At 67.6% G+C, this 21842-nt stretch carries 10 protein-coding genes and 1 pseudogene; 1 reads left to right on the top strand and 10 read right to left on the bottom strand.

The genetic code is table 11. From position 1 onward, the window contains the following. Positions 1-8 precede the first annotated feature (8 nt). The 6 genes and pseudogenes from ID554_RS15100 to ID554_RS15075 all read right to left on the bottom strand — a co-directional run. Positions 9-9932 (bottom strand): non-ribosomal peptide synthetase, encoded by a 9924-nt coding sequence (locus tag ID554_RS15100; protein ID WP_158573828.1) that lies wholly within the window; start codon positions 9930-9932, stop codon positions 9-11. A gap of 74 nt (positions 9933-10006) precedes the next feature. Then, positions 10007-11632, bottom strand: coding sequence for a (2,3-dihydroxybenzoyl)adenylate synthase (locus ID554_RS15095; protein ID WP_117230658.1), 1626 nt, complete (start codon positions 11630-11632; stop codon positions 10007-10009). Continuing rightward, complete coding sequence (panD, locus tag ID554_RS15090) at positions 11633-12046, bottom strand: aspartate 1-decarboxylase (RefSeq protein WP_117230659.1); 414 nt, start codon at positions 12044-12046, stop codon at positions 11633-11635. It abuts the gene before it with no gap. A 40-nt stretch (positions 12047-12086) separates the two neighbouring features. After that, positions 12087-12335, bottom strand: a complete 249-nt coding sequence (locus ID554_RS15085) for an MbtH family protein (RefSeq protein ID WP_117230660.1) — start codon at positions 12333-12335, stop codon at positions 12087-12089. A gap of 109 nt (positions 12336-12444) precedes the next feature. Further along, positions 12445-13338, bottom strand: coding sequence for an ABC transporter substrate-binding protein (locus ID554_RS15080; RefSeq protein WP_158573829.1), 894 nt, complete (start codon positions 13336-13338; stop codon positions 12445-12447). A 364-nt stretch (positions 13339-13702) separates the two neighbouring features. Beyond that, positions 13703-14113 (bottom strand): annotated as a pseudogene (locus tag ID554_RS15075) (YrrC family ATP-dependent DNA helicase); the annotation flags it as partial. A gap of 1158 nt (positions 14114-15271) precedes the next feature. Between ID554_RS15075 and ID554_RS15070 the strand changes: the two are divergent. Then, positions 15272-16519, top strand: coding sequence for an MFS transporter (locus ID554_RS15070; RefSeq protein WP_117230662.1), 1248 nt, complete (start codon positions 15272-15274; stop codon positions 16517-16519). A 728-nt stretch (positions 16520-17247) separates the two neighbouring features. On the opposite strand, the gene ID554_RS15065 is transcribed toward ID554_RS15070, so the two are convergent. The 4 genes from ID554_RS15065 to ID554_RS15050 form a co-directional block, all read right to left on the bottom strand. Continuing rightward, positions 17248-18477, bottom strand: coding sequence for an ATP-grasp domain-containing protein (locus ID554_RS15065; protein ID WP_117230663.1), 1230 nt, complete (start codon positions 18475-18477; stop codon positions 17248-17250). 81 nt (positions 18478-18558) lie between these two features. Then, on the bottom strand, positions 18559-20070 hold the full coding sequence (locus ID554_RS15060) for an asparagine synthetase B family protein (RefSeq protein WP_158573830.1): 1512 nt from the start codon (positions 20068-20070) through the stop codon (positions 18559-18561). A 158-nt stretch (positions 20071-20228) separates the two neighbouring features. Next, the gene (locus tag ID554_RS15055; protein WP_199489285.1) at positions 20229-20678 is read right to left on the bottom strand and encodes a RidA family protein; all 450 of its coding nucleotides are present in this window, start codon (positions 20676-20678) and stop codon (positions 20229-20231) included. A gap of 94 nt (positions 20679-20772) precedes the next feature. Then, positions 20773-21825, bottom strand: a complete 1053-nt coding sequence (locus ID554_RS15050; RefSeq protein WP_147333574.1) for a class I SAM-dependent methyltransferase — start codon at positions 21823-21825, stop codon at positions 20773-20775. Positions 21826-21842 lie beyond the last annotated feature (17 nt).

Raw genomic sequence — 21842 nt, 5'->3', positions numbered from 1 at the left:
TACGAGGTTCAGTTCGGCGTGGCCGCGACCGCGCCGGTCAGCGCGTCACGCACGACCGCGGCGGCCGGGGCGGCGAGCCCGAGAACCGTGATCGTGGCGGCGTCCGGGTCGAGCTGATAGCGGATGACGGCCCGGTAGAGCGTCTCGACGCCTTCGAGCCGATCGTCCGCCGGTCCGTGCACGCGGGTGATGAGCACGTGCGGCACCGGCGCGCGTCGCAGGGCGCGCCGGCCGGCCTGGTTGTGGTGGCGTAACAGGGGGAATTCGGCGCTCGCCGTGCGGTCCTCGCTGTCGGCCGGCACGGGCGCGGTAGCCGTGAACGGGCCGGTCCCGGCGGCCAGCGCGACCTCCTCGTCGACGAGGCCGACGTGACCGCCGCGACTGATCAGGCCACCGGCTGCCCGGCGGAGCGTCAGCCGTACGGCGTCGTCGGTGTGCGCGCCCTCCCAGCGGAACGTCTCGGCACGGCCGGACTCGAAGCTTGCTTCGTCAGGAGGTGTGACGTGCCTCAGCAGGTCCTGCCAGCCGCCCAGGGCCGAGTCGGGCACAGCCGCTCCCGCCGCCTCCACGGCTTCGAGCGCAGGCCCGAGATGCCCCGGAGCGCCATTCGTCCCGAAGCGCAGAGCGTCGGCGAGACGACGGGCCGAAGCCCGGTCGGCCGCCACAGCGTGGACAGCGAGGGCAACCACCGTGGACGTCGGAGTCCTCGCGAAGGCCAGCGCGGCGGGCGTCCCGTTCGTGACGTCCACCAGATCCCTGGCCGCGGATCGCAGTGCCCCAGCTGTCTCGGTGACTGCCACCGACGCAACCGGCTCGATCTGCGTCAGCCAGAGGCGCCGGCTGACGCACTGCACCGAGAGCCGCAGCGCGTCGGTGCCCGCGACGAGGGCGGCGTACCGCTCGCCGAGCGCCGGATGTCCGGGAACCTCGAAGGTCTCGGTGTAGACCCAGGCGTTCGGGTCGGCGCCGGACTCCCGGAGCCGTTCGAGAACCGACGACACCGGCACCGGAATCGGTGCGGCCACAGGAAGAATGCGGGCCAGCCCACCCACGGTCCGCTGCTCGAAGACATGACGGAGCGTCAGCGGCAGGTCGTGGCCGAGAGCGGCGGACACGATGCGCGCAGCGAGGATGCTGTCCCCGCCGAGCCGGAAGAAATCGTCATCTGCCGACACGTCGTGGTTGAGGTGCAGCACGTCGCGGAAGATCCCGGCCAGCGCGCGCTCGGTCTCGGTCTCCGGCGCACGCCCACCTGTGATGCCGAAGTCGGGCGCCGGCAGGGCTCGCCGGTCCAGCTTTCCGTTCGGCGTACGCGGAAACGCGTCCAGCACCGTGAACGTGACCGGGACCATGTAGTCGGGCAGCAGTCCGGCGACGTGACCTCGCAGATCGTCGGCCTCACCGGTGACGTACGCGGCCAGATACTTCCCGCCGGCCGGATGGTCCAATGCCACCACGACGGCACCGGTCACCGCCGGATGCCGCTCGATGCTGTTGCGCACCTCTTCGAGCTCGATCCGGAAGCCTCGGATCTTCACCTGGTCGTCCGCGCGCCCGACGAACTCCAACTCACCCGAAGCATTCGATCGGACCAGATCGCCCGTCCGGTACCACCGCTCACCGTCGTCACCGGCGACGAACCGCTCGGCCGTCAGAGCGCCACGACCCGCATAGCCCTCGGCCAACTGAACACCACCGACGTACAGCTCACCGACGACGCCCTGAGCCACCGGCCGCAACCACGCGTCCAGCACCCGCACCCGCGTGCCGGCCACCGCACGGCCGATGCCGGTCCCCTCCGATGCGGTGGCGTCGCCGGTGACCTCGGTCGACCCGTAGAAGTTGCGCAGCACCGCACTCGGCGCCGCCACCCGCATCGCCTCCACCGTGGCCGGCGCCAACACCTCACCAGAACAGACCCACGACCGCAACGACCCCATCGCACCAGGAACCCGAGCCAGCACATCGGCCAGGCCCGGCACCGTCAACAGATGCGTCACACCGTGACGGCGCACCGCGTCGGTCACCGCGATGGGATCGCCCGCGACCTCGTCCGGCACGACCACCACGGCGGCTCCTGCGGCCAGGGGGCCGAGCAGCTCGGTCATCGCGTCCACGAAACCGACGCTGCTCTTCACCAGCGCTCGAGCGCCGGGGCCGAGGTCGAGCACCTGCGCGCCCCACGTGAGGCGGTTCACCACCGCCCGATGCGACAGCACGACGCCCTTGGGACGCCCGGTCGTGCCCGACGTGAAGATGACAAACGCCGCGTCGTCCGCCGGCCCCGAAACTCGGCCGGTCGCCTCCACGCCGGAGGGACCAACCACCGCCACCGCGACGGAATCCTCGAGGATCCACTGCACGCGCTGGGCCGGATAGTCCGGATCCACCGGCACACACGCGGCCCCGGCCCGGAGCACACCCAGGATCGCGACGACTCGATCCGCCGAGCGCGGCAGCATCACCGCCACCCGGTTCCCCGCCCGCACACCCGCATCCGCCAGGAGGCGGGCGAACGCGTCCACCCGTGCGCCCAGCTCGGCGAAGGACAACGTTTCCCCGTCGGTGACCACTGCGGTCGCGTCCGGGTCAGCCCGTTGCAGCAACTCGTCCACCGATGCGTCGACGGATGCGGCCGGCGTCTCCACGGGTGCGGGCGCCTGCACCAGGTCCAGATCGGCCACCCGGGCCTGTGGGGCGGTCGCCAACGATTCGAGGACCCGCAGGAACACGGCCACGAACCGCTCAGCCGTCGCCGCGTCGAACAGCTCGACGGCGTACGTCAGGAAACCGGTCACCGCCACCGGCGTCTCGGTCAGATAGATGTCCAGGTCGGTCTTCACCGCGCCCAGCGATGCCCGTTCCAACCGGGCCTGCAAGCCCGGGAACGCCGGCTCCAGAACGCCGTGGTCGGCCAGATGCCGATAGGTGAGCAGCACCTGGAACACCGGATTGCGGTTCACCGCACGGTTCACCCCGGCCACGGCCGCGATCTGCTCGAACGGCGCCGCCTGATGCGCCAGCCCGTCCAGCACCACCTCACGAGCCCGCCCGAGCACATCGGCCAACCGGTCACCCAGCCCGATCCGATGCCGGAACGGCACGGTGTTCACGAAGTAGCCGACCATGTCTTCAAGACCGTCCTCGGTCCGCCCGCCGACCGGCGAACCGATCACCACATCGTCCCCGCCGCCCAGCGCCGACACCGCCAACGCGGCCGCCGCCTGCACCGCCATGAATGTGGTCACGCCCTGTGCCCGCAGGGCCGTGATTGTCGCCGGGTCCACGCTGAACTCGATGTCGAGACCGGCGTGCGAGGGCACCGGGCCCGGCATCCGGTCCGCGCTGATCCCCGACTCCGGTGGAACGCCTTCCAGGGCGGCACGCCAGAAATCCAGGTCTTTGGCCGGGTCCGACGCCCGCTGCCAGACGGCGTAGTCCGCGTACTGCACCGGCAACGGCGCCCACGACGGCCGATCGCCCGAAATCCGGGCCTGGTAGGCGGTCGTGAGGTCACCGAGTAGCACCGGCAGGGACCACTCGTCGATGGCATGGTGGTGCACCGCCAGCACGAACACCCACTCCGCCGCGGCCACCCGCAACAACGCCGCGCGAACCGGAATCTCGGACCCCAGCGCAAATCCGGCCTGCACGATCTCGGCTACGCCCGCGTCGGTGAAATCGTCGACGACCAGGATGTCCGCGGCGGGCACGACGACCTGACGCAGCGATCCCTCCCGCTCCACCAGCAGGGTTCGCAGCACCTCGTGGCGGGACACCACGTCCTGGACCGCCGAGCGCAGCGCGGCCTCGTCGAGGTTTCCGGACAGCCGCAGCACGACCGGGACGACGTAACGCCCGCCGGGCCCGCCGAGCTGATCCACGAGCCAGAGCGCCTGCTGGCCGTACGAGGCCGGCACCGCCGCCGGCCGCGGAACATCGCCGACCCGCACCCGTTCCGGCTGCTCGGCGCCCCCGGCGATCCGCGCCAGCCCGGCGACCGTCGGGGCGTCGAACAGGTCCCGCAGCGACAGCCCCGTGCCCGCGCGGGCGATCACCCGCGTGGCCAGCAGGGAGTCGCCACCGAGCCGGAAGAAATTGTCATCTGCCGACACGTCGTGGTTGAGGTGCAGCACGTCGCGGAAGATCCCGGCCAGCGCGCGCTCGGTCTCGGTCTCCGGCGCACGCCCACCTGTGATGCCGAAGTCGGGCGCCGGCAGGGCTCGCCGGTCCAGCTTTCCGTTCGGCGTACGCGGAAACGCGTCCAGCACCGTGAACGTGACCGGGACCATGTAGTCGGGCAGCAGTCCGGCGACGTGACCTCGCAGATCGTCGGCCTCACCGGTGACGTACGCGGCCAGATACTTCCCGCCGGCCGGATGGTCCAATGCCACCACGACGGCACCGGTCACCGCCGGATGCCGCTCGATGCTGTTGCGCACCTCTTCGAGCTCGATCCGGAAGCCTCGGATCTTCACCTGGTCGTCCGCGCGCCCGACGAACTCCAACTCACCCGAAGCATTCGATCGGACCAGATCGCCCGTCCGGTACCACCGCTCACCGTCGTCACCGGCGACGAACCGCTCGGCCGTCAGAGCGCCACGACCCGCATAGCCCTCGGCCAACTGAACACCACCGACGTACAGCTCACCGACGACGCCCTGAGCCACCGGCCGCAACCACGCGTCCAGCACCCGCACCCGCGTGCCGGCCACCGCACGGCCGATGCCGGTCCCCTCCGATGCGGTGGCGTCGCCGGTGACCTCGGTCGACCCGTAGAAGTTGCGCAGCACCGCACTCGGCGCCGCCACCCGCATCGCCTCCACCGTGGCCGGCGCCAACACCTCACCAGAACAGACCCACGACCGCAACGACCCCATCGCACCAGGAACCCGAGCCAGCACATCGGCCAGGCCCGGCACCGTCAACAGATGCGTCACACCGTGACGGCGCACCGCGTCGGTCACCGCGATGGGATCGCCCGCGACCTCGTCCGGCACGACCACCACGGCGGCTCCTGCGGCCAGGGGGCCGAGCAGCTCGGTCATCGCGTCCACGAAACCGACGCTGCTCTTCACCAGCGCTCGAGCGCCGGGGCCGAGGTCGAGCACCTGCGCGCCCCACGTGAGGCGGTTCACCACCGCCCGATGCGACAGCACGACGCCCTTGGGACGCCCGGTCGTGCCCGACGTGAAGATGACAAACGCCGCGTCGTCCGCCGGCCCCGAAACTCGGCCGGTCGCCTCCACGCCGGAGGGACCAACCACCGCCACCGCGACGGAATCCTCGAGGATCCACTGCACGCGCTGGGCCGGATAGTCCGGATCCACCGGCACACACGCGGCCCCGGCCCGGAGCACACCCAGGATCGCGACGACTCGATCCGCCGAGCGCGGCAGCATCACCGCCACCCGGTTCCCCGCCCGCACACCCGCATCCGCCAGGAGGCGGGCGAACGCGTCCACCCGTGCGCCCAGCTCGGCGAAGGACAACGTTTCCCCGTCGGTGACCACTGCGGTCGCGTCCGGGTCAGCCCGTTGCAGCAACTCGTCCACCGATGCGTCGACGGATGCGGCCGGCGTCTCCACGGGTGCGGGCGCCTGCACCAGGTCCAGATCGGCCACCCGGGCCTGTGGGGCGGTCGCCAACGATTCGAGGACCCGCAGGAACACGGCCACGAACCGCTCAGCCGTCGCCGCGTCGAACAGCTCGACGGCGTACGTCAGGAAACCGGTCACCGCCACCGGCGTCTCGGTCAGATAGATGTCCAGGTCGGTCTTCACCGCGCCCAGCGATGCCCGTTCCAACCGGGCCTGCAAGCCCGGGAACGCCGGCTCCAGAACGCCGTGGTCGGCCAGATGCCGATAGGTGAGCAGCACCTGGAACACCGGATTGCGGTTCACCGCACGGTTCACCCCGGCCACGGCCGCGATCTGCTCGAACGGCGCCGCCTGATGCGCCAGCCCGTCCAGCACCACCTCACGAGCCCGCCCGAGCACATCGGCCAACCGGTCACCCAGCCCGATCCGATGCCGGAACGGCACGGTGTTCACGAAGTAGCCGACCATGTCTTCAAGACCGTCCTCGGTCCGCCCGCCGACCGGCGAACCGATCACCACATCGTCCCCGCCGCCCAGCGCCGACACCGCCAACGCGGCCGCCGCCTGCACCGCCATGAATGTGGTCACGCCCTGCGCTGCGGCCAAACCCCGCAACGCTTCCGCGGTGGCCGGATCCAGCGCGAAATCGATGTCCGCACCCACGTGCGACGGTTCCGCACCCGGCGACCGGTCCGTGCTGATCCCCGACTCGGGCGGAGCACCGTCCAGTGCGTCACGCCAGAAGTCCAGATGTACGGCCGGGTCCGACGCCCGCTGCCACACGGCATAGTCCGCGTACTGCACCGGCAACGGTTTCCACGCCGGCCGCCCCCCCATTGCCCGGGCCCTGTATGCCTCCGACAGGTCACCCAGCAGGGACGGGAACGACCACTCGTCGATGGCATGGTGATGCACCGCCATCACCAGCACCCACTCCGCGGCGGCGACCCGCAGCAGCACCGCACGAATCGGAAGCTCCGACCCCAGATCGAATCCGGCCCGGACGATCTCGGCGACCCGCCCCTCGGCGAAGTCCTCTACCTCCAAGATGTCCCCGACCGGGACGACGACCTGCCGCAGCTCGCCGTCCTGCTCCACCAGCAAGGTCCTCAGCACCTCGTGGCGGGACACCACGTCCCGGACCGCGGCTGCCAGGGCGGCCTCGACCAGCTCGCCCGAGATCCGCAGGACCAGCGGCACCACATACCGCGATCGGGGCCCGCCGAACTGGTCGATCACCCACAACGCCTGCTGTCCATGGGAAAGCGGCACCACCGCTGGCCGGGTAATCGATCCCAGCCGCAGCGACTCCGGCCCCTTCGCGCCGCGGGAGTCGACGACCCGCGCCAGTGCCGCGATTATCGGGGCGTCGAACAGATCCCGCAGCGACAGCCCGGACCCGAGCCGCGCGATCACCCGCGTGGCCAGCAGCGAGTCGCCACCGAGCCGGAAGAAGTCGTCATCCGCCGAGACCTCGACGTCGAGGTGCAACACGTCGCGGAAGATCCCGGCCAGCGCCCGCTCGGTCTCGGTCTCCGGCGCACGTCCACCCGCGCTGCCCAGATCGGGCGCGGGCAAGGCGCGCCGGTCCAGCTTCCCGTTCGGCGTACGCGGAAACGCGTCTAGCACCGTGAAGCTGGCCGGGACCATGTAATCCGGCAGGGACGCGGCGACGTGCGCAGCGAGCTCGCCGGCTTCCCCGGTGACATAGGCAGCCAGATACTTGCCCCCTCCCGGATGGTCGAGTGCCACCACCGCCGCGCCGGTCACCGCCGGGTGCCGCTCGATGCAGTTCCGGACCTCTTCCAACTCGATCCGGAACCCTCGGATCTTCACCTGGTCGTCCGCGCGGCCCACGAACTCCAAGGAGCCCTGCGGGTCGGACCGGACCAGGTCGCCCGTCCGGTACCACCGATCGCCGTCGTCGCCGGCGACGAACCGCTCCGCCGTCAGAGCGCCACGACCCGCATACGCCTCGGCCAGCTGAATCCCGCCGACGTACAGCTCGCCGACGACACCAGGCTCGACCGGCCGCAGCCACGTGTCGAGCACACGCACGCGGGTACCGGGCACCGCACGACCGATGCCGGCGCCCACACCCGCGGTGGCGTCGCCGGTGACCTCGGTCGAGCCGTAAAAGTTGCGCAGCACCGCATCAGGCGCCGCCACCCGCATCGCCTCCACCGTGGCCGGCGCCAACACCTCACCGGAACAGACCCACGACCGCAACGACCCCATCGCACCAGGAACCCGGGCGGTGGCATCAGGCCTGGGCCCGCCGCCGGCCCGGGCCAGCACGTCGGCCAGCCCCGGCACCGTCAGCAGGTGCGTCACCCCATGACGACGCACAGCATCCGCCAGCGCCAGTGGATCACCGGCCGCCTCGTCGTCGAGAACCACAACAGTCGCGCCCGCGGCCAGGGGCACGAGCAGCTCGGTCATAGCGTCCACAAATCCGACGCTGCTCTTGGCCAGAGCCACGGCTCCGGGACCGAGTTCGAGCGTCGCAGCGCCCCACACGAGCCGGTTCGCCACCGCCCGATGCGACAGCACCACACCTTTCGGCCGCCCGCTGGTGCCCGACGTGAAAATGACGAACGCCGCACCGTCCGCCGGCCCGGAACGAAGGCCGGTCGCCTCCACACCCGAGGGGCCGACCACCGCCACCGCACCGGAATCCTCGAGAATCCACTGCTGACGGCGGGCCGGATAGTTAGGGTCGACGGGCACGCACACCCCGCCAGCCCGGAGCACACCGACGATCGCGACGACCCGTTCCACCGACCGCGGCAGCGTCACCGCCACCCGATTCCCGGCCCGCACTCCCGCATCCGCCAGGACGCGAGCGAATGCGTCCGCCCGGGCGTCGAGCTGTGCGAAGGACAACCTTTCCCCGTCGGCGACCACCGCCGTCGCTCCGGGAGTTGCTCCGCGCAGCAACCCGTCCACCAAGCCACCGGGCCGGTTCGCGGCTATGAGCGTCGAGCCGTTCGCGGATGGGGAGGGCGACCCGTCCGCCAGGGCTGCCCTTTCGGCGGCGTCCACGGCTGCGGAGGCGGGAAAGGCGGCCTCGGCGAGCTCGTGCAGGGTTACGTCCGGCGCGGATTCGAGCGCCCTTGTGAGGAATCGGGCGAAGGCAGCGGCGTGCCGCTGCACCTCGGCCTGCCCGATGACCGACTCGTGGCCGGCCAGTTCGAGCCGCAGCCCGTCGGCGGGATCGCTGTAGACCGACAGGTCCAGCTTTCCGATCTGGCCGGGGTTGAGCGTCTCCACCGTGCCGACGACCTGGTCGAACCGCGCGGTGTAGTCGAAGATCTTGATGTTGATGGACGGCAGCGTGAAGTATGAGAAATCGTTTCCCGGCCAGCACCGGGTGATCTGGTGGTCCTCCACTGCGGAGTGTGCCCGCGCCTGCTGCGACTGCCGCCCTACGGCCTTGACCGTTTCGGCGAGGGTGTCGCGCGGGCCGATCGTGGCCACGACCGGCAGCACGCGGGACAGTGCGCTCGGCGTGCGCAGGAGGGCACGGCCGTCCCGCATCATGAAGGGCACCCGCACCGCGATCTCGTCCCGCCGGCCGGCGAGGGAGTTGTAGAGTCCCCAGTACGCGACGAGCAGGTCCGTCCAGTTCGCCCGGATCCCCCGCGCGTACGCCCGAAGCCGTTCATATCCACCGTCGGGCAGCGCCACCCTGACCGGCCGGTAGGAGAACGAGAAGAGGTCGGCGACCGTCCCCGGCGCCTGCTCCGAGTCCACATCCAGCAATGCTCGCCAGAAATCCATTGCTTCCGGGGGCGCGACAGGATCGGCCGTGGCGTCCGCGAGCCGCCCGAACCAGGCGTCCGACACGGGTTCGCCGCGGACAGCAGCCGTGTAGATCTCGGCCACGCGCCGGATGAAGAGGGTGACGCTGTATCCGTCCAGGAGGATGTTGTCGGCCGCGAAGAACCAGGCCCAATTCCCGTCGGTACGCCTTATCAACACGGAGGTCGTCGACAGCTCCGGGGCTATCATCGGTGCGGAGAACGTGGCGCGCATCAGGTCCCGGATCGCCCTGTCGCTGTGCGGCTCGTCCACGACGGCCGTCTCGAGGCTCCGCGACGCGTCGACCACCTGGAACGGCGTGCCCTCGTCGTCGTGGAAGCGCACGCGTAGCGCGTCGGCCTCCGCGAAGGCTCGGCTCACCGCGGCGGCCAACGCGGCGGTGTCGATCGCGCCCGGCAGCCAGGTGATCTCGCCCGCGCGGAACGCGCCAGGTTCGGCGAACAGCTTCTGTGCGGCCCAGATGCCACGCTGACTGGTTGACAGCGCCACCCGCGCGTCAGTGCTCACCGGAAGTTCGGTCCTCTCGAGAATGGGAGATCCGCCTGCGGACGGGCAACGCTGACGCCGCGGGCGGACCACTCCTACTGACTCCGCTGCCGCCGTTTGCTGACCTTGCCGACCGCCGTCTGCGGGAACTCTGCGACCACCTCCAGGGCGTCGGGCAGCTTGTAGGAGGCGAGGCCGCGCTCCCGGAGGAACGCGCGGATGGAGCTCAGCTTCAGCGTGGCCGGGTCGGCGCCGGCCCGCAGGACCACGAACGCCTTGACCCGTTCGCCGAGGATCTGGTCGGGGATGCCGATGACGGACACGTCGTGCACGCTCCCGTGCGCCAGGATCAGGTTTTCCACCTCTTCCGGCGCGACCTTCTCGCCGCCCCGGTTGATCTGGTCCTTCGAGCGTCCGACGACGGCCAGGTAGCCGTTTTCGTACCGTTCGATGATGTCGCCGGTGCGGTAAAAGCCGTCCGCGGTGAAGCTGCGGGCGTTCTCCTCGGGATCGCGGTAGTAGCCCCGGATCGTGGTAGGCCCGCGGGTCAGCAGGTGCCCCGGCGCACCGGGAGGCACCGGATCGCCGGCGTCGTCCAGGAGGAGCAGTTCGTCGCCGGGCGAGATGGGACGGCCCTGGCAGCGCAGGCTCGTCTCTTCATCGACGTCGAACCTGTTGTAGTTGACCAGGCCCTCGGCCATCCCGAAGCCCTGTTGAAGGATGACGTCGAGCTCGGGCTTCACCCGGCGGGCCGCCTCGACGCTGAGCCGTGCGCCGCCGACGTGCAGGCTCTCCAGGCTGGACAGGTCGTACTGCTGCTTGAGCGACGAGTTCAGCCAGGCCAGCAGGAGCGGCGGCACGATCGACGACTGGGTGATCCCGTGCCGTTCGATGAGCGGGAACACGACGTCGGGGCTGCCGTTCGGGGCCAGCACCACGGTTCCGCCGACGCTAAGAACGCCCAGGAAACCTGGGGACCGCACCGACATGCTGTGGCAGATCGGCACCGCGGTCAGCTGCACCGAGTTCTCCGTGATGCCGCAGATCGGGATGCTCTGCCGCACCGAGTGCAGGTACGTCTCGCTGGTGTGTGGGATGAGCTTGGGCCGTCCGGTGGTGCCGCCCGACATCTGCAGCAGGGCGACGTCGGCCGGCAGGGTCCGCCGCTCGTGCGGCAGCGGATCGTGCTCCAGCAGGCGATCCAGGTCGGCGCCACCACCGGCCTCGTCCAGCACGACGGTGTGCTCCAGGCTGGGCCAGGCCGCCTTCAGCTCGGCCGCCAGCGTGGCCAGGTCGGCGCCGTCGTGCTTGGCGACGGTGACGTAGACCCGGGCCTCGGTGACCTGGACGAAGTGCTCAATCTCCGTACGCCGGTGGGCCACCGGCGCGAACACCGGGATGGCGCCGATCTGCCAGAAGGCGTACACGAAAGCAATGAACTCGGGAATGTTCGGCAGATGGACCACCACCCGGTCGCCGCGGCTGACTCCGAGGTGCCGCAGGCCTGCGGCGAGCTGCAGGATGCGGTCGCCCAGCTCGGCGTAGGTGAGCACCGTGTCGCCCGAGATGATCGCGATCTTGCCCGGGACCCGGGCGACCGTGGCGAACAACGGCTCCGGCATCGTCTCATCTGTCCACCAGCCCTCGGCTCGGTAGCGAGCGGCGATGTCCTCCGGGTAGGGCACGAAACCATCGGTGACGAGCGGCTCGAGAGCAGCCATCTAGAGCTGCCTGGACGAGAACTGGTCGACCGCGCCCGGCACGGGCTCGGCCGGGTCGTGTCCCAGCTTGACGATGCGGTTGTCGGCGTCGACGTGCACCACCTGCGGCTCGTACGTGATCAATGCGGCGTCCTCTGCCAGCAGGTAAGACATGATGATCACCAGGTCGCCCGGCCGCACCAGATGCGCGGCGGCACCGTTGATGCAGATCTGTCCTCCGCCGGCGGCGCCGGTGATCACGTACGTCTCGATGCGGGCGCCGTTCGTGATGTCGACGACCTGGACTTTTTCCCCTTCGACCAGACCCGCGGCCCGCACCAGATCCTCATCGATGGTGATGGAGCCCACGTAATGCAAATCGGCCTGCGTGACCGTGGCACGGTGAATCTTTCCGCCGAGGACGGTTCGTAGCACGCTGCTCTCCTTGAGGTCGAAGCAGAAGGGGGGGAACTGGTCAGTTGCCGGAGGTGGTCAGGGCCTCTTGCTCCGCGATGAAGTCACGGAGCGACTTGGGCCGCAGGTCGGTCCAGGTCTTGTCGATCCAGTCGAGGACCTCCTTTCGGGGAGCGCCGCCGGGCCCGCCGAACACGATCGTCCAGCCGCTGGGCACAGGCTTGAAGGTGGGCCAGAGGGAGTACTGCTCCTCGTGGTTGACGAGGGCGAAGAAGGTGCCAGTGTCGTCGTCGAACGGGTTCTGAGGCATGTTCCCTCTCCTTACGAAACAGCGGTCGCGACGTCCGGGAGGACGTTGGCGATGATGTACTGCACCGACAGCGGTGTCGGGGTGCGCAAAGCCGAGAACTGCGGATCAATCAGGGCCACAAGGGACTTGCTCCTGACCGGCACGAGGTTCTAGAAGAAGTGTTTCCCTCGAGCGTGGGCTGCAGCGTCTTGTCGGCGTGGTAGACGGGCGTGACGTCCGCGTCGAGCACGGTGACCTTCTCGAGGCTGAGCTGCACGGCGAACTCGTCGCCGGGGATCGCGGCCACCTCTGGTGCCAGCTTCAGGCCGAAGTCGTTGAGGATCTTCTCGCTGGCGTCCTTGTCGGAGCGCAGCGCGCCTGATCGGGCCGGCCTCCCACATCCGGCTGAGTGTGAACTCCTTGCCGGCCAGTGCCGGAAGGTCGGTCTTGGCCTTTGCCGATCCTGCCCTCGACCTCGGTGATGAACCAGCTCGGCCCTCACGGTGCGGCCGACCGCCTTGGCGACCTGTCGCAGGGCACCCTGCGAGGCATCCTCGAAGGCGCCGGTGGTCTCGTACCCCATGGTCGGCGCGACCTTGCTGAGCTTCGCGTACTCGTCGTCGAAGCAATAGTCACCGGTCAGGATCAGGTCGGGGGCGAGCGCGGCAATCTTCTCGGCGCCGAAGCCGGTGTCCCCCGTGACGAGCACCTCGGGCTTGCTCACGCGCAGCGGCCAGGCCCAACCGGTGACGCCACCCTCGACGGACGACTCAGAAGAGCCAACGGGTTGCACGCCAAGCAGCAGCAGGGCGTCCAGGTCGGCATCGAGAAGCGCCACCACCCCCTGCGGGGGCACCTCGACCTCGGCCCTGCCGACCTTGTGAGTGAGTGTCACGCGAAAGCCGGCCGCAGTCGACGCGGACGACGTGCTTTGGCCCTGGTCGCCAGACTCGCTGCCGCATCCGGCCACCAGGGCCACGCCTGCCGCGACGGCGTGACGGACGGACGGAGGGGAAATGGACATCGAGCACCTCATGGTCGGCTTAGGTGAGCCTAACCTAAGCTACACATCGGATCGAAGGCAAGACGGAGTCCGTGTCCGACATTGGTGAGGCGAACTTCAGCTTCCGGCGATGGACCAGCGCGTGCGAATGACCCGCGCACTGCAGCTCAGTGCGAAATAACCGGGGCCGTGGCATGAAGGTGCAGGTCAGGGCCCTACGGTCTGGTGAAAGCCGCGAAAACGCCTAGTGACCACGACACGCCCGCCTGTTCCTACGTCGAGGCTGGTGCAGCGGCTCCATCCGCCAGGATCTACAACACAGTTGGCACCAGACCTGGTCAATCGAGGGTTCAGCGCCGACGGGGCCGAACCGGCTGCGGGTCGCCTGCCACGCCGCGGTGATCTTCGCGGTGCGTTTCGGGCCCAGCCCCGGCACCTCCACCAGCCGCGCCGGCTCCTCTTCGATGACTCGCAGGGTGTCCAGACCGAAGTGCGCGACGATCCGTTCGGCGAAGACCGGTCCGATTCCCTTCACCAGCCCGGAGCCGAGGTAGCGCTGGATGCCCTGGATCGTGGCCGGCAAGACGGTGGTGTAGGAGTCGACCTCGAACTGCCGGCCGTACTTCGGATGCGAAGACCAGCGACCGTGTAGCCGCAGACTCTCCCCGGGCTGCGCCCCCAACAACGCGCCGACCACCGTCGACAGGTCACCGCCACGGTCGGTGGCGACGCGAGCGACGGTGTAGCCGGTCTCGTCGTTGACGTAGGTCAGCCGCTCCAGCACCGCCTCCAACACTCGGACCGGCGGCGGCCCTCTCCACCAGTGTCTCGCCCACCCTGACCATGTACGCCGTCGGCGGCGGCATAGTACTGGCCGGATCTTGGTTGCCTGTCGGGCGGTCAGCGGATGTGGGTAGCGCTTGACCTGGTAGAAGACGCACACGTCCGGGTTCCAGACCTGGATGTCCACCCCGTGGTCGCCTCGGGCCGGAGTCATGTGATTGGCATGCTTGTGCCGAAGCAGCAGTAGTGCTGCCACTGAGGTTCCCCCGGTAGTTCGGAGGCGATCGCGGCGGGCAACTCACCATTCCTGTTGATCGCGAACTCGCGGAAGGGCAGCCGGCGAAGATCGCCCTGTCGGGTCCGATGAGAGCAGTGCATGGCTGGCGCGTCTGTGCGGTCGCTGACCGACCACGGCATAGCCGAGATTCGGCCACTCTCATCTGAATGAGCGCGGCCAGCATCGACAGCCGAACCTGGACCACAAGGATGTGACGCACATCACGAGACTGTAGGTCTGAATCAGTGCCGACTGAGGCCCTCCTCTCACTGAGAGTCCTCATTGAGGACCCCGGTGTGGCACTGGAGCGGACCGGGGCCTCCGCCTCTAGCTTCCGTAGGGAGCGGCGGCCATTGCGCTGCATCGGCCTCTGAGCATTGTTGGGTGCCACGTACAGGCGGCTGGCCGATTCACCGAGAAGACCCTACCGTCGTCTGCATGCCAAAGCCGTTACTACCGACCACGTGCCCGGCGCGCGACCTTTGTCGAGTGTCACGACGATGGGGGGCTCCGGGCGTATACGTGAGCGGCCACTGACCTGAGGGCCTGCTTTGAATCTGGACCCTATTTTCATTCCCTCTGCCCTGCATGCACCTTGCCTCGGAAGTCAATAGAGAACGTACGGGCGGCACCTCCCGGGGAGAGGTGTTCGCGATGCCGACCGTAGTCCAGTGAGACGCCCCTCAATCACCTACATCCGGTGATCTTCGCAGTAACGCTCGACGCGTTACCGGAGAAATCCTGGTTGGTCAGCAGGGAACTCCGGCCGCACACACCCCTCGATACTGAATGATCGTCGCGTAGGGCGAGTCCTTACATTTCTCCGTTCGTGCCATGTTTGCGAATGACACAGGAATCATTCGTCTTAGCTGCTCACCGTGGAAGGCATGGGTCATGTTGAATGTGAAGCCCTACCGGGACACGCTCGCGCTTCCGGGGTTACGACCCCTGCTGCTGGTCGCGATCCTCGCCCGGGTCCCGGTGGCGGCCACGGCGGTGGCGATGACGCTGTACGTACTCGATCTGGGTCGCGGATTCTTCGCCGCCGGGCTGGTAGGGGCCGCGATGACGGTCGGTTCGGCGCTCGGCGCACCGCTACTCGGCCGACTGGTCGACCGGCGGGGCCTACGGCCGATGCTGCTGCTGACCACAGCGGTATCGGCGCTGTTCTGGGGCACGGCGCCGGTTCTGCCCTACCCGGTGCTTCTCGGCGCCGCGCTCGTCGGTGGGTTACTCACCCTCCCGGTCTTCTCCGTGGTCCGCCAGTCGATCGCCGCACTTGTCCCGCCGACCCGACGGCGTCAGGCCTACGCGCTGGACTCCATGTCGGTCGAACTCAGCTTCATGATCGGACCGGCGGCGGCGGTGGCTCTCTCCACCAGTGTCTCGCCCACCCTGACCTTGTACGCCGTCGGCGGCGGCATAGTGCTGGCCGGACTCACCCTGCTGGTGCTCAATCCACCGACCCGAGCCCAAGACGAGGTGACGACGCCGGCGCAGCCGCTGCCCCGCAAGGAGTGGCTGACCCCACGGTTGATCGGGCTGCTCGCCGGCGGTGCGGCCGGCACGCTGGTGATCGCCGGCACCGAAGTAGCGGTGGTGGCAGTGCTGCGTGACGCCGGTCAGGTTGAATGGACCGGCGTGGTCCTGGCACTCTGGGCCTCATACTCGCTGGTCGGCGGCTTCACCTACGGCACGCTATCTCGCCCGGTGCCATCGCTGATCCTTGCCCTACTACTCGGAATGGTCACCATTCCAGTCGGTCTGGGCAGCGGCGAATGGTGGCTGCTGGCCCTCGTGCTGCTGCCGTCCGGGGCGCTCACCGCGCCGACCATCGCCGCTACTGCCGACGCGGTGAGCCGGCTGGCACCGGCGAGCGTACGAGGTGAGGCGATGGGCCTACACGGCTCGGCGATGGTGGTGGGAGTGGCCCTCGGCACCCCGCTGGCCGGGGCGGCAATCGATGCCTCCGCACCAGCCTGGGGCTTCGCCGCGACGGGCCTGCTCGGCGCGCTGATCGCACTAGCGATGCTACCGGCCGAGTTGCGTCACCGGCGGTCCGACGATGCCCAAGTCAACCTCACTGACACCGCCAGCCCCCCGCACGATCCCGCCTCTACTCGAGCATCGGTCCAGGGATGACGACTGGCTCGGACGGCCGACCGCGTCGGACGGCCTCCCTTGGGGCGTCGCAAACGAGTATGAACACGTCCTTGACGCTCCAGTTGCGCAGGCCGGTGGGCACGCTCATCAAGAAGTCGCGCCCTTCACTGCCGGAGGCCCATAGGCCGAGGACGTTCTCACCCCGTCGGGGGTGACCGATCGCGGCGAAGATTACGTCGGGAGGTCGGTGGGACCAATAGGCCATCTCCTCGATCACCTTCTTCGGGGCCCGGGAGTTTGCCTCCTTGCTGACCGAGGCATATGGATCTCCGCGAAGTGTGCCGAGATCTCCCCCGTGGTCAACCTTTCGCATACGGCGACCACACCACCTCTCCGGTTCCGAAACAGGCGCCACTGCCGTCGACGGAGATCTGCGGCTCGAGGACCTGGCGCCGGCTTGGTCGCGCGGCACGTCGATCTGCATCGGCCAGGTCGCGTCGGTCAGCACGGTCTTCGACCAGCCCTCGTCCTGTCCGCCTATGACTGTCGCGCCGTCACCGCCGCACAAGCGAGAAGGGGACGCCGGATCTGACGATGGCCTCATTCCTCACCCTCGACGAGGCCCGACGTCTCCTGGCACACCTGATCACCACCACCCGCCCCTTCGACCACCTCGATCGATGGTCACGATCACGACGACACCAGTACCGCGCTAGAACAGCCCGCTACCAGCGAAGACTCCGAATCCACCAGATGCGGCTGGAGTACTAGGCAACCAAGAGTCGCATCATGGCGTGCACAGCCTCCGCGTCGCGGGACAACTGCTCACGGTCCTCGTGTACGAGGCGGATCAACCCCCAGCAGCCGTCCAGGTCTCGGGTGACCGGCCAGTGGACGCCCTGCGGAGCGATCATCCTCTCGCCGTCGTACGAGAGGAGTTCCCTGACCTCGTCGAGCCCGGCATAGCCCTGGACCACACCAGGCTGGTCGTTGATCAGGCAGCAGATGTTGTAGTGGCGCTCAAAGTGATAGTCCCCGGAGGTGCGGCGTCCATCGACGAAGATCCTGATGTTCTCCTGGAAGACGTTGAGGCCTGAGCACCTCTGGATCATCAACGGAACGCTGGCACCCGGAAGGCGGTTGTTGACCTCAACGACCCGCGGGCCACGTGACGTCATCTTGAACTCAGTGTCGTTGATGCCGTAACGCACTCCGAGCGCGTCGTTGACCGACCGCACGTAAGGCAGAGCCGCTAGGGCTATCGGATCGTCTAACGGAAGTGAAAACATGTTCTTATAGATGCTCGCGTTTCCATTTCGCTGGATCTTTTCGTACTTGGCGAAGGCGACCGGCATGGCCTCGCCGCCGCCGGTATGCGCTAGATCCATGAAATACTCGTCGCCGTCAAGGTATTCTTCGGCCAGCACCGTCGAAAACTGCTGGTGGTAGGGGTCTGCCCGACTCACGATCACGTTGAAGGCATCGACGACCTCCTGCCGGTTCGCACACACGAAGACGTGAACGCCTCCGACCGAGGCATTTGGCTTGAGGACCACCGGATAGCCGCGCCCGTCAGCCCAGGAGATGACGGACTCCAGATCGCCTGACTCGTGGAACGCAGCACACGGGACCTCGTGCCGTGTCCAGTACTCCTTCATCACGCGCTTGTTCCTTCGTGCCTCCAGACTCTCGGTCGGATTGCCAATGAGCCCCAGCGACTCAGCCAACACGTCTACGATCTTGAGAGACGGCGGAGCTCCCGGCACAACCGCGACGACACTGCGGCTTTTCAGAAAGGCCACCGTCTCGTCAATACAGGAGTGTTGGTAGACCTCGCTGAAGTCCGCCGGATCGAACGTCTGCGTCACGTACGGGGTGCGGTATTCCTGCGTCAGGACACAGATCACTCTGAAGCCGATGGCGGTGCCTTCCCGGCCGTAAGGTCCGGCCGCTGCAACCGGATCTATGACCGCGATCGCGGGGTCCAGGTATGACATCTGAGAACTCCTCCAAGAAGACACTGTGCACAGCTTCGACGCATCCCAGCTGCAGGGCCCGGCCACTGACGCAACGGCCTACTAGGAAATGAATTCGAAGTAACCGTTCGGTGCGTAGTCGTCCACGGGCCGCTTGAACCGTTCGGTCGGCGGCGGGAAGCCCGCCTTCAGGAAGATGTCGAGAAAATAGGCACCTTCCGTGCTGGTGATGCCGAGCCCGCGAGCGACCCGGTCGTCCACGTCAACATGCTGACGGGCGTGATCGATGACGACGTTCTTGATGCCACTGCCGTCTGGCATGCGGATCTTGGGCCGGTCAACGATGTAGGCGGGCAGCCGGTCGCGCATAGCCTCCCGAAGAACCCACTTCTCGACGCCATCACGGATCTTCAGATCCATCGGCAGAGAATAGGCGAACTCGAGAAGATGGCGGTCCAGGAACGGCACACGCGCCTCGACCGAGTTCAACATGCTCGACCGGTCCACCCGTTGCAGATCGGTGCGGTGGAGGTTCCCCACCCGGTACTTCATCAATCCGACCGGATCCGCATGCGTCTTGAACAGGTCATACCCGGCCAACACCTCGTCAGCTCCGTCCCCACAGATCGCGACCTTGATCCCGCGTCTCCTGACGGCCTGATAGACAAGGAACTGCGTGCAGGCGTCGATAATGTCGACGACCTCGAACAACTCAGCTCCGTGAACTATCCGGGGAATGATGTCGATGAGATCCGAGGGTTTCAAGTAGACAATGTGTTGCTTGACACCGAAGTCTTCGCAGTAGCGTCTCGCGACCTCCACGTCCGCGGCTCCCTCGAAGCCGACAGTGAAGGCGGTGACGTCGTGGTGGTACCTCCGCGCCGCTTGCAGGACCGCCGCGCTGTCGATGCCGCCGCTGAACGGTACGGCAAGCGGAAGGTCAGTGTCGACCTGCTTACGAACCGCAGCCTCGAAGAGCTCCCGGTACCGGCGGGAAGCCGCGGAGCTCGTGGTCGATACCTGCGGCTCGTCCAGCTCGAAGTAGCGAACCTCTTCGCCGTTCTGGACATAAGTCCCGGGTGGAACCGGGCGAATGAGCGCAGGATGATTGAGCAGACATTTCTGCTCCGACGCGAACCGGTAGACCCCGTCCTGAAGCTGATAGTACAGTGGTTTGATGCCGACGTGGTCCCGCACCGCGAGGAACGATCCGTCCCTGCTGTCGCAGATGACGAACGCGAACATGCCGTTCAGTTTCCGCAGGAACGGAATTCCCCACTCGAGGTAGGAGCGAAGTACTACCTCGGTGTCGGAGTCCGTGCGAAAGGTGTGGCCGAGCTGCTCCAGCTCCTGTCGGATGTCTCGGAAGCCGTACAATTCGCCGCTGAACACCAGCCAGACCTGTCCCGCCTCGTCGGACAAAGGCTGGGCCGCATGCGTGCGGTCGACGATGGCCAACCGGTTAGTCCCCATCGAGAAGCCAGCTCCGGAACCCCGCTCCCCGAAATGATCTGCGTCCCCACGATGCCGGATCATCTCCAACATACGGGTCAGCTCGTTGTCCCGAGCCGTGGCACGGTCATCGTTCTGCGGCACCAACTCGCGATCGACCACGACGGCGATCCCACACACCTTGTTACCTCTCATTCGCAAGCTCGAGATCGGGCGCCAGCTCCGGCACACCGACCGGCATTTTGCTCCGGATCACCCACCGGGCAGCCTCGCGGCAGGTCCGAGGGGTCGCTACAGATATCGTTTCCGGTACCGCGACGCTAGCTGGTGCTCGAGCTCGTGAAATCGCTCGACTGGACGAGAACTGCGGTCGCAGTGATCTCGACAAGGAGGTCCGGTCGGAGAAGCGGCGCCTGGACTGTGGTGTTCACGGGCGTGATGTCCCCGAAGTACTTCTGGAACATTCGTGCGTAGTCGTCGAAGTAGCTGAGGTCCGTCAGGTGCGTCACAGTACTGACGACGTGGTGCAGTTCTCCTCCCAACTGGCGGAGCGTGGCCTGGATCTTCCTGATGACGTAGTCGGTTTGCGCACCCACATCCTCGGCGCACGCTTTTCCATTCGCGTCGATAGCGGTGGTGCCGGCGACGAATATCTGGTTGCCGACGCGGATGCCCCGTGAGTAACCCATCTGTGGCTCATACCGCGATGGGCTGAAGACCAGCTGCTTGCCGTCTTTCCTGATGGGGCTCGAAATCTCAGGCTCAGTCATCACGGCCTCCCGGTTCGACGATCTGGGGAAGTTGTTGTTGTTCCGTACGCAGCCCGACAGCGCAAGAACCGGAGGGCTGCGAGGTCGCTCGAGATCAATCCTTACGTCCGACCCCAACAAGGGCGGTGCGGGGAAACTCGCCAACCCAGCCGTCTGCTGTCTCAAACACGGACAGAGTCCCGCTGTCACGCACGGGCGAGGACACGATCGAGCCGAACTGCTCCAGACCATATGACCCGTACTGTATGCACTTGGCCACTTGGTCCTCGACCCAGTCCACGGTAGAGCCGGCGTCCTGCTCGTCGCAGGTCAGGCCGTAGGAATCTGAGAGATAGTTCAATATGCCCAGTCGCGCGTCGTGAGCGTCGCGTGCATGCACGACGATCGGGTCGTAGATCGGCTTGACCGCGATGTCCGCAAATCCGGCCGCCGCCATCCCCGCCTCGAGTTCGGCGCGGCTGAAGTGCGTGTACTTGTGTCCGTTCGGCGAATAGGTGTCTACTACGGTCTCGAACCAGTTCGCAGTCGGTGCGCCGATCTCGAAGTCATGGACGACCAGACGCCCGCCTGGCCGGAGTACGCGGAAGGCGTCCGCGTAGGAGGCAATTCGCTGATGCACAGGTATGTGGTGGGATCCGTAGGCGAAGAGCACGCCCCCGAACGTCTCGTCGCGGCACAGGAGGAACTGCGCAGCGAGTCGAACCGCCGGGAGCTCGTACGCCAGAGCTTGTCGGATCATCTGCCCCGATAGATCGCCGGTCAGGATCCACTGGCGAGGGCTGGACCAGTTCGGCAGCTGACTCGCCGCCCGGGCGACGGTTCCGTCACCACCAAGGACGTCCAGCAGAAGGTAATCCGGCGGCAGCCCGGCGGCACTCGACTCGCCGGACGCCAGCTCCAGAAGCTGCGCGACTCCAACCGCCTTCACCATGCTCTGCTGGTGAGCCTGGCGGTAGGAGTCTCCGCGGCCGGTGCTGTCGGACTCGAACTCGTTTGGCTCCGCGAACATCGGCCCCAGCACTTCGTTTCGTCCCGGACGACTCAGCCAGAGCGTCGATGCCATGTGCGGAAAGCGGGCCCGAAAGCTCCGCTCGAAGTCACTGATCGACATCCCAGGCAGGTACTGTGCGGCAAGATCGAAGGTCACTGCAGGCTCCCTATGTG

This window comes from Micromonospora craniellae (assembly GCF_014764405.1).
GTDB lineage: Bacteria > Actinomycetota > Actinomycetes > Mycobacteriales > Micromonosporaceae > Micromonospora > Micromonospora craniellae.
This window is presented reverse-complemented; position numbering and strand designations above follow the sequence as displayed.

Excerpts from the sequence above, each read along its gene's own strand:
- ID554_RS15095 (WP_117230658.1), bottom strand. The coding sequence starts at position 11,632 with ATGGCTGCTCTCGAGCCGCTCGTCACCGATGGTTTCGTGCCCTACCCG.
- ID554_RS15085 (WP_117230660.1), bottom strand. The coding sequence starts at position 12,335 with ATGCCTCAGAACCCGTTCGACGACGACACTGGCACCTTCTTCGCCCTC.
- ID554_RS15080 (WP_158573829.1), bottom strand. The coding sequence starts at position 13,338 with ATGTCCATTTCCCCTCCGTCCGTCCGTCACGCCGTCGCGGCAGGCGTG.
- ID554_RS15070 (WP_117230662.1), top strand. The coding sequence starts at position 15,272 with ATGTTGAATGTGAAGCCCTACCGGGACACGCTCGCGCTTCCGGGGTTA.
- ID554_RS15065 (WP_117230663.1), bottom strand. The coding sequence starts at position 18,477 with ATGTCATACCTGGACCCCGCGATCGCGGTCATAGATCCGGTTGCAGCG.
- ID554_RS15055 (WP_199489285.1), bottom strand. The coding sequence starts at position 20,678 with ATGACTGAGCCTGAGATTTCGAGCCCCATCAGGAAAGACGGCAAGCAG.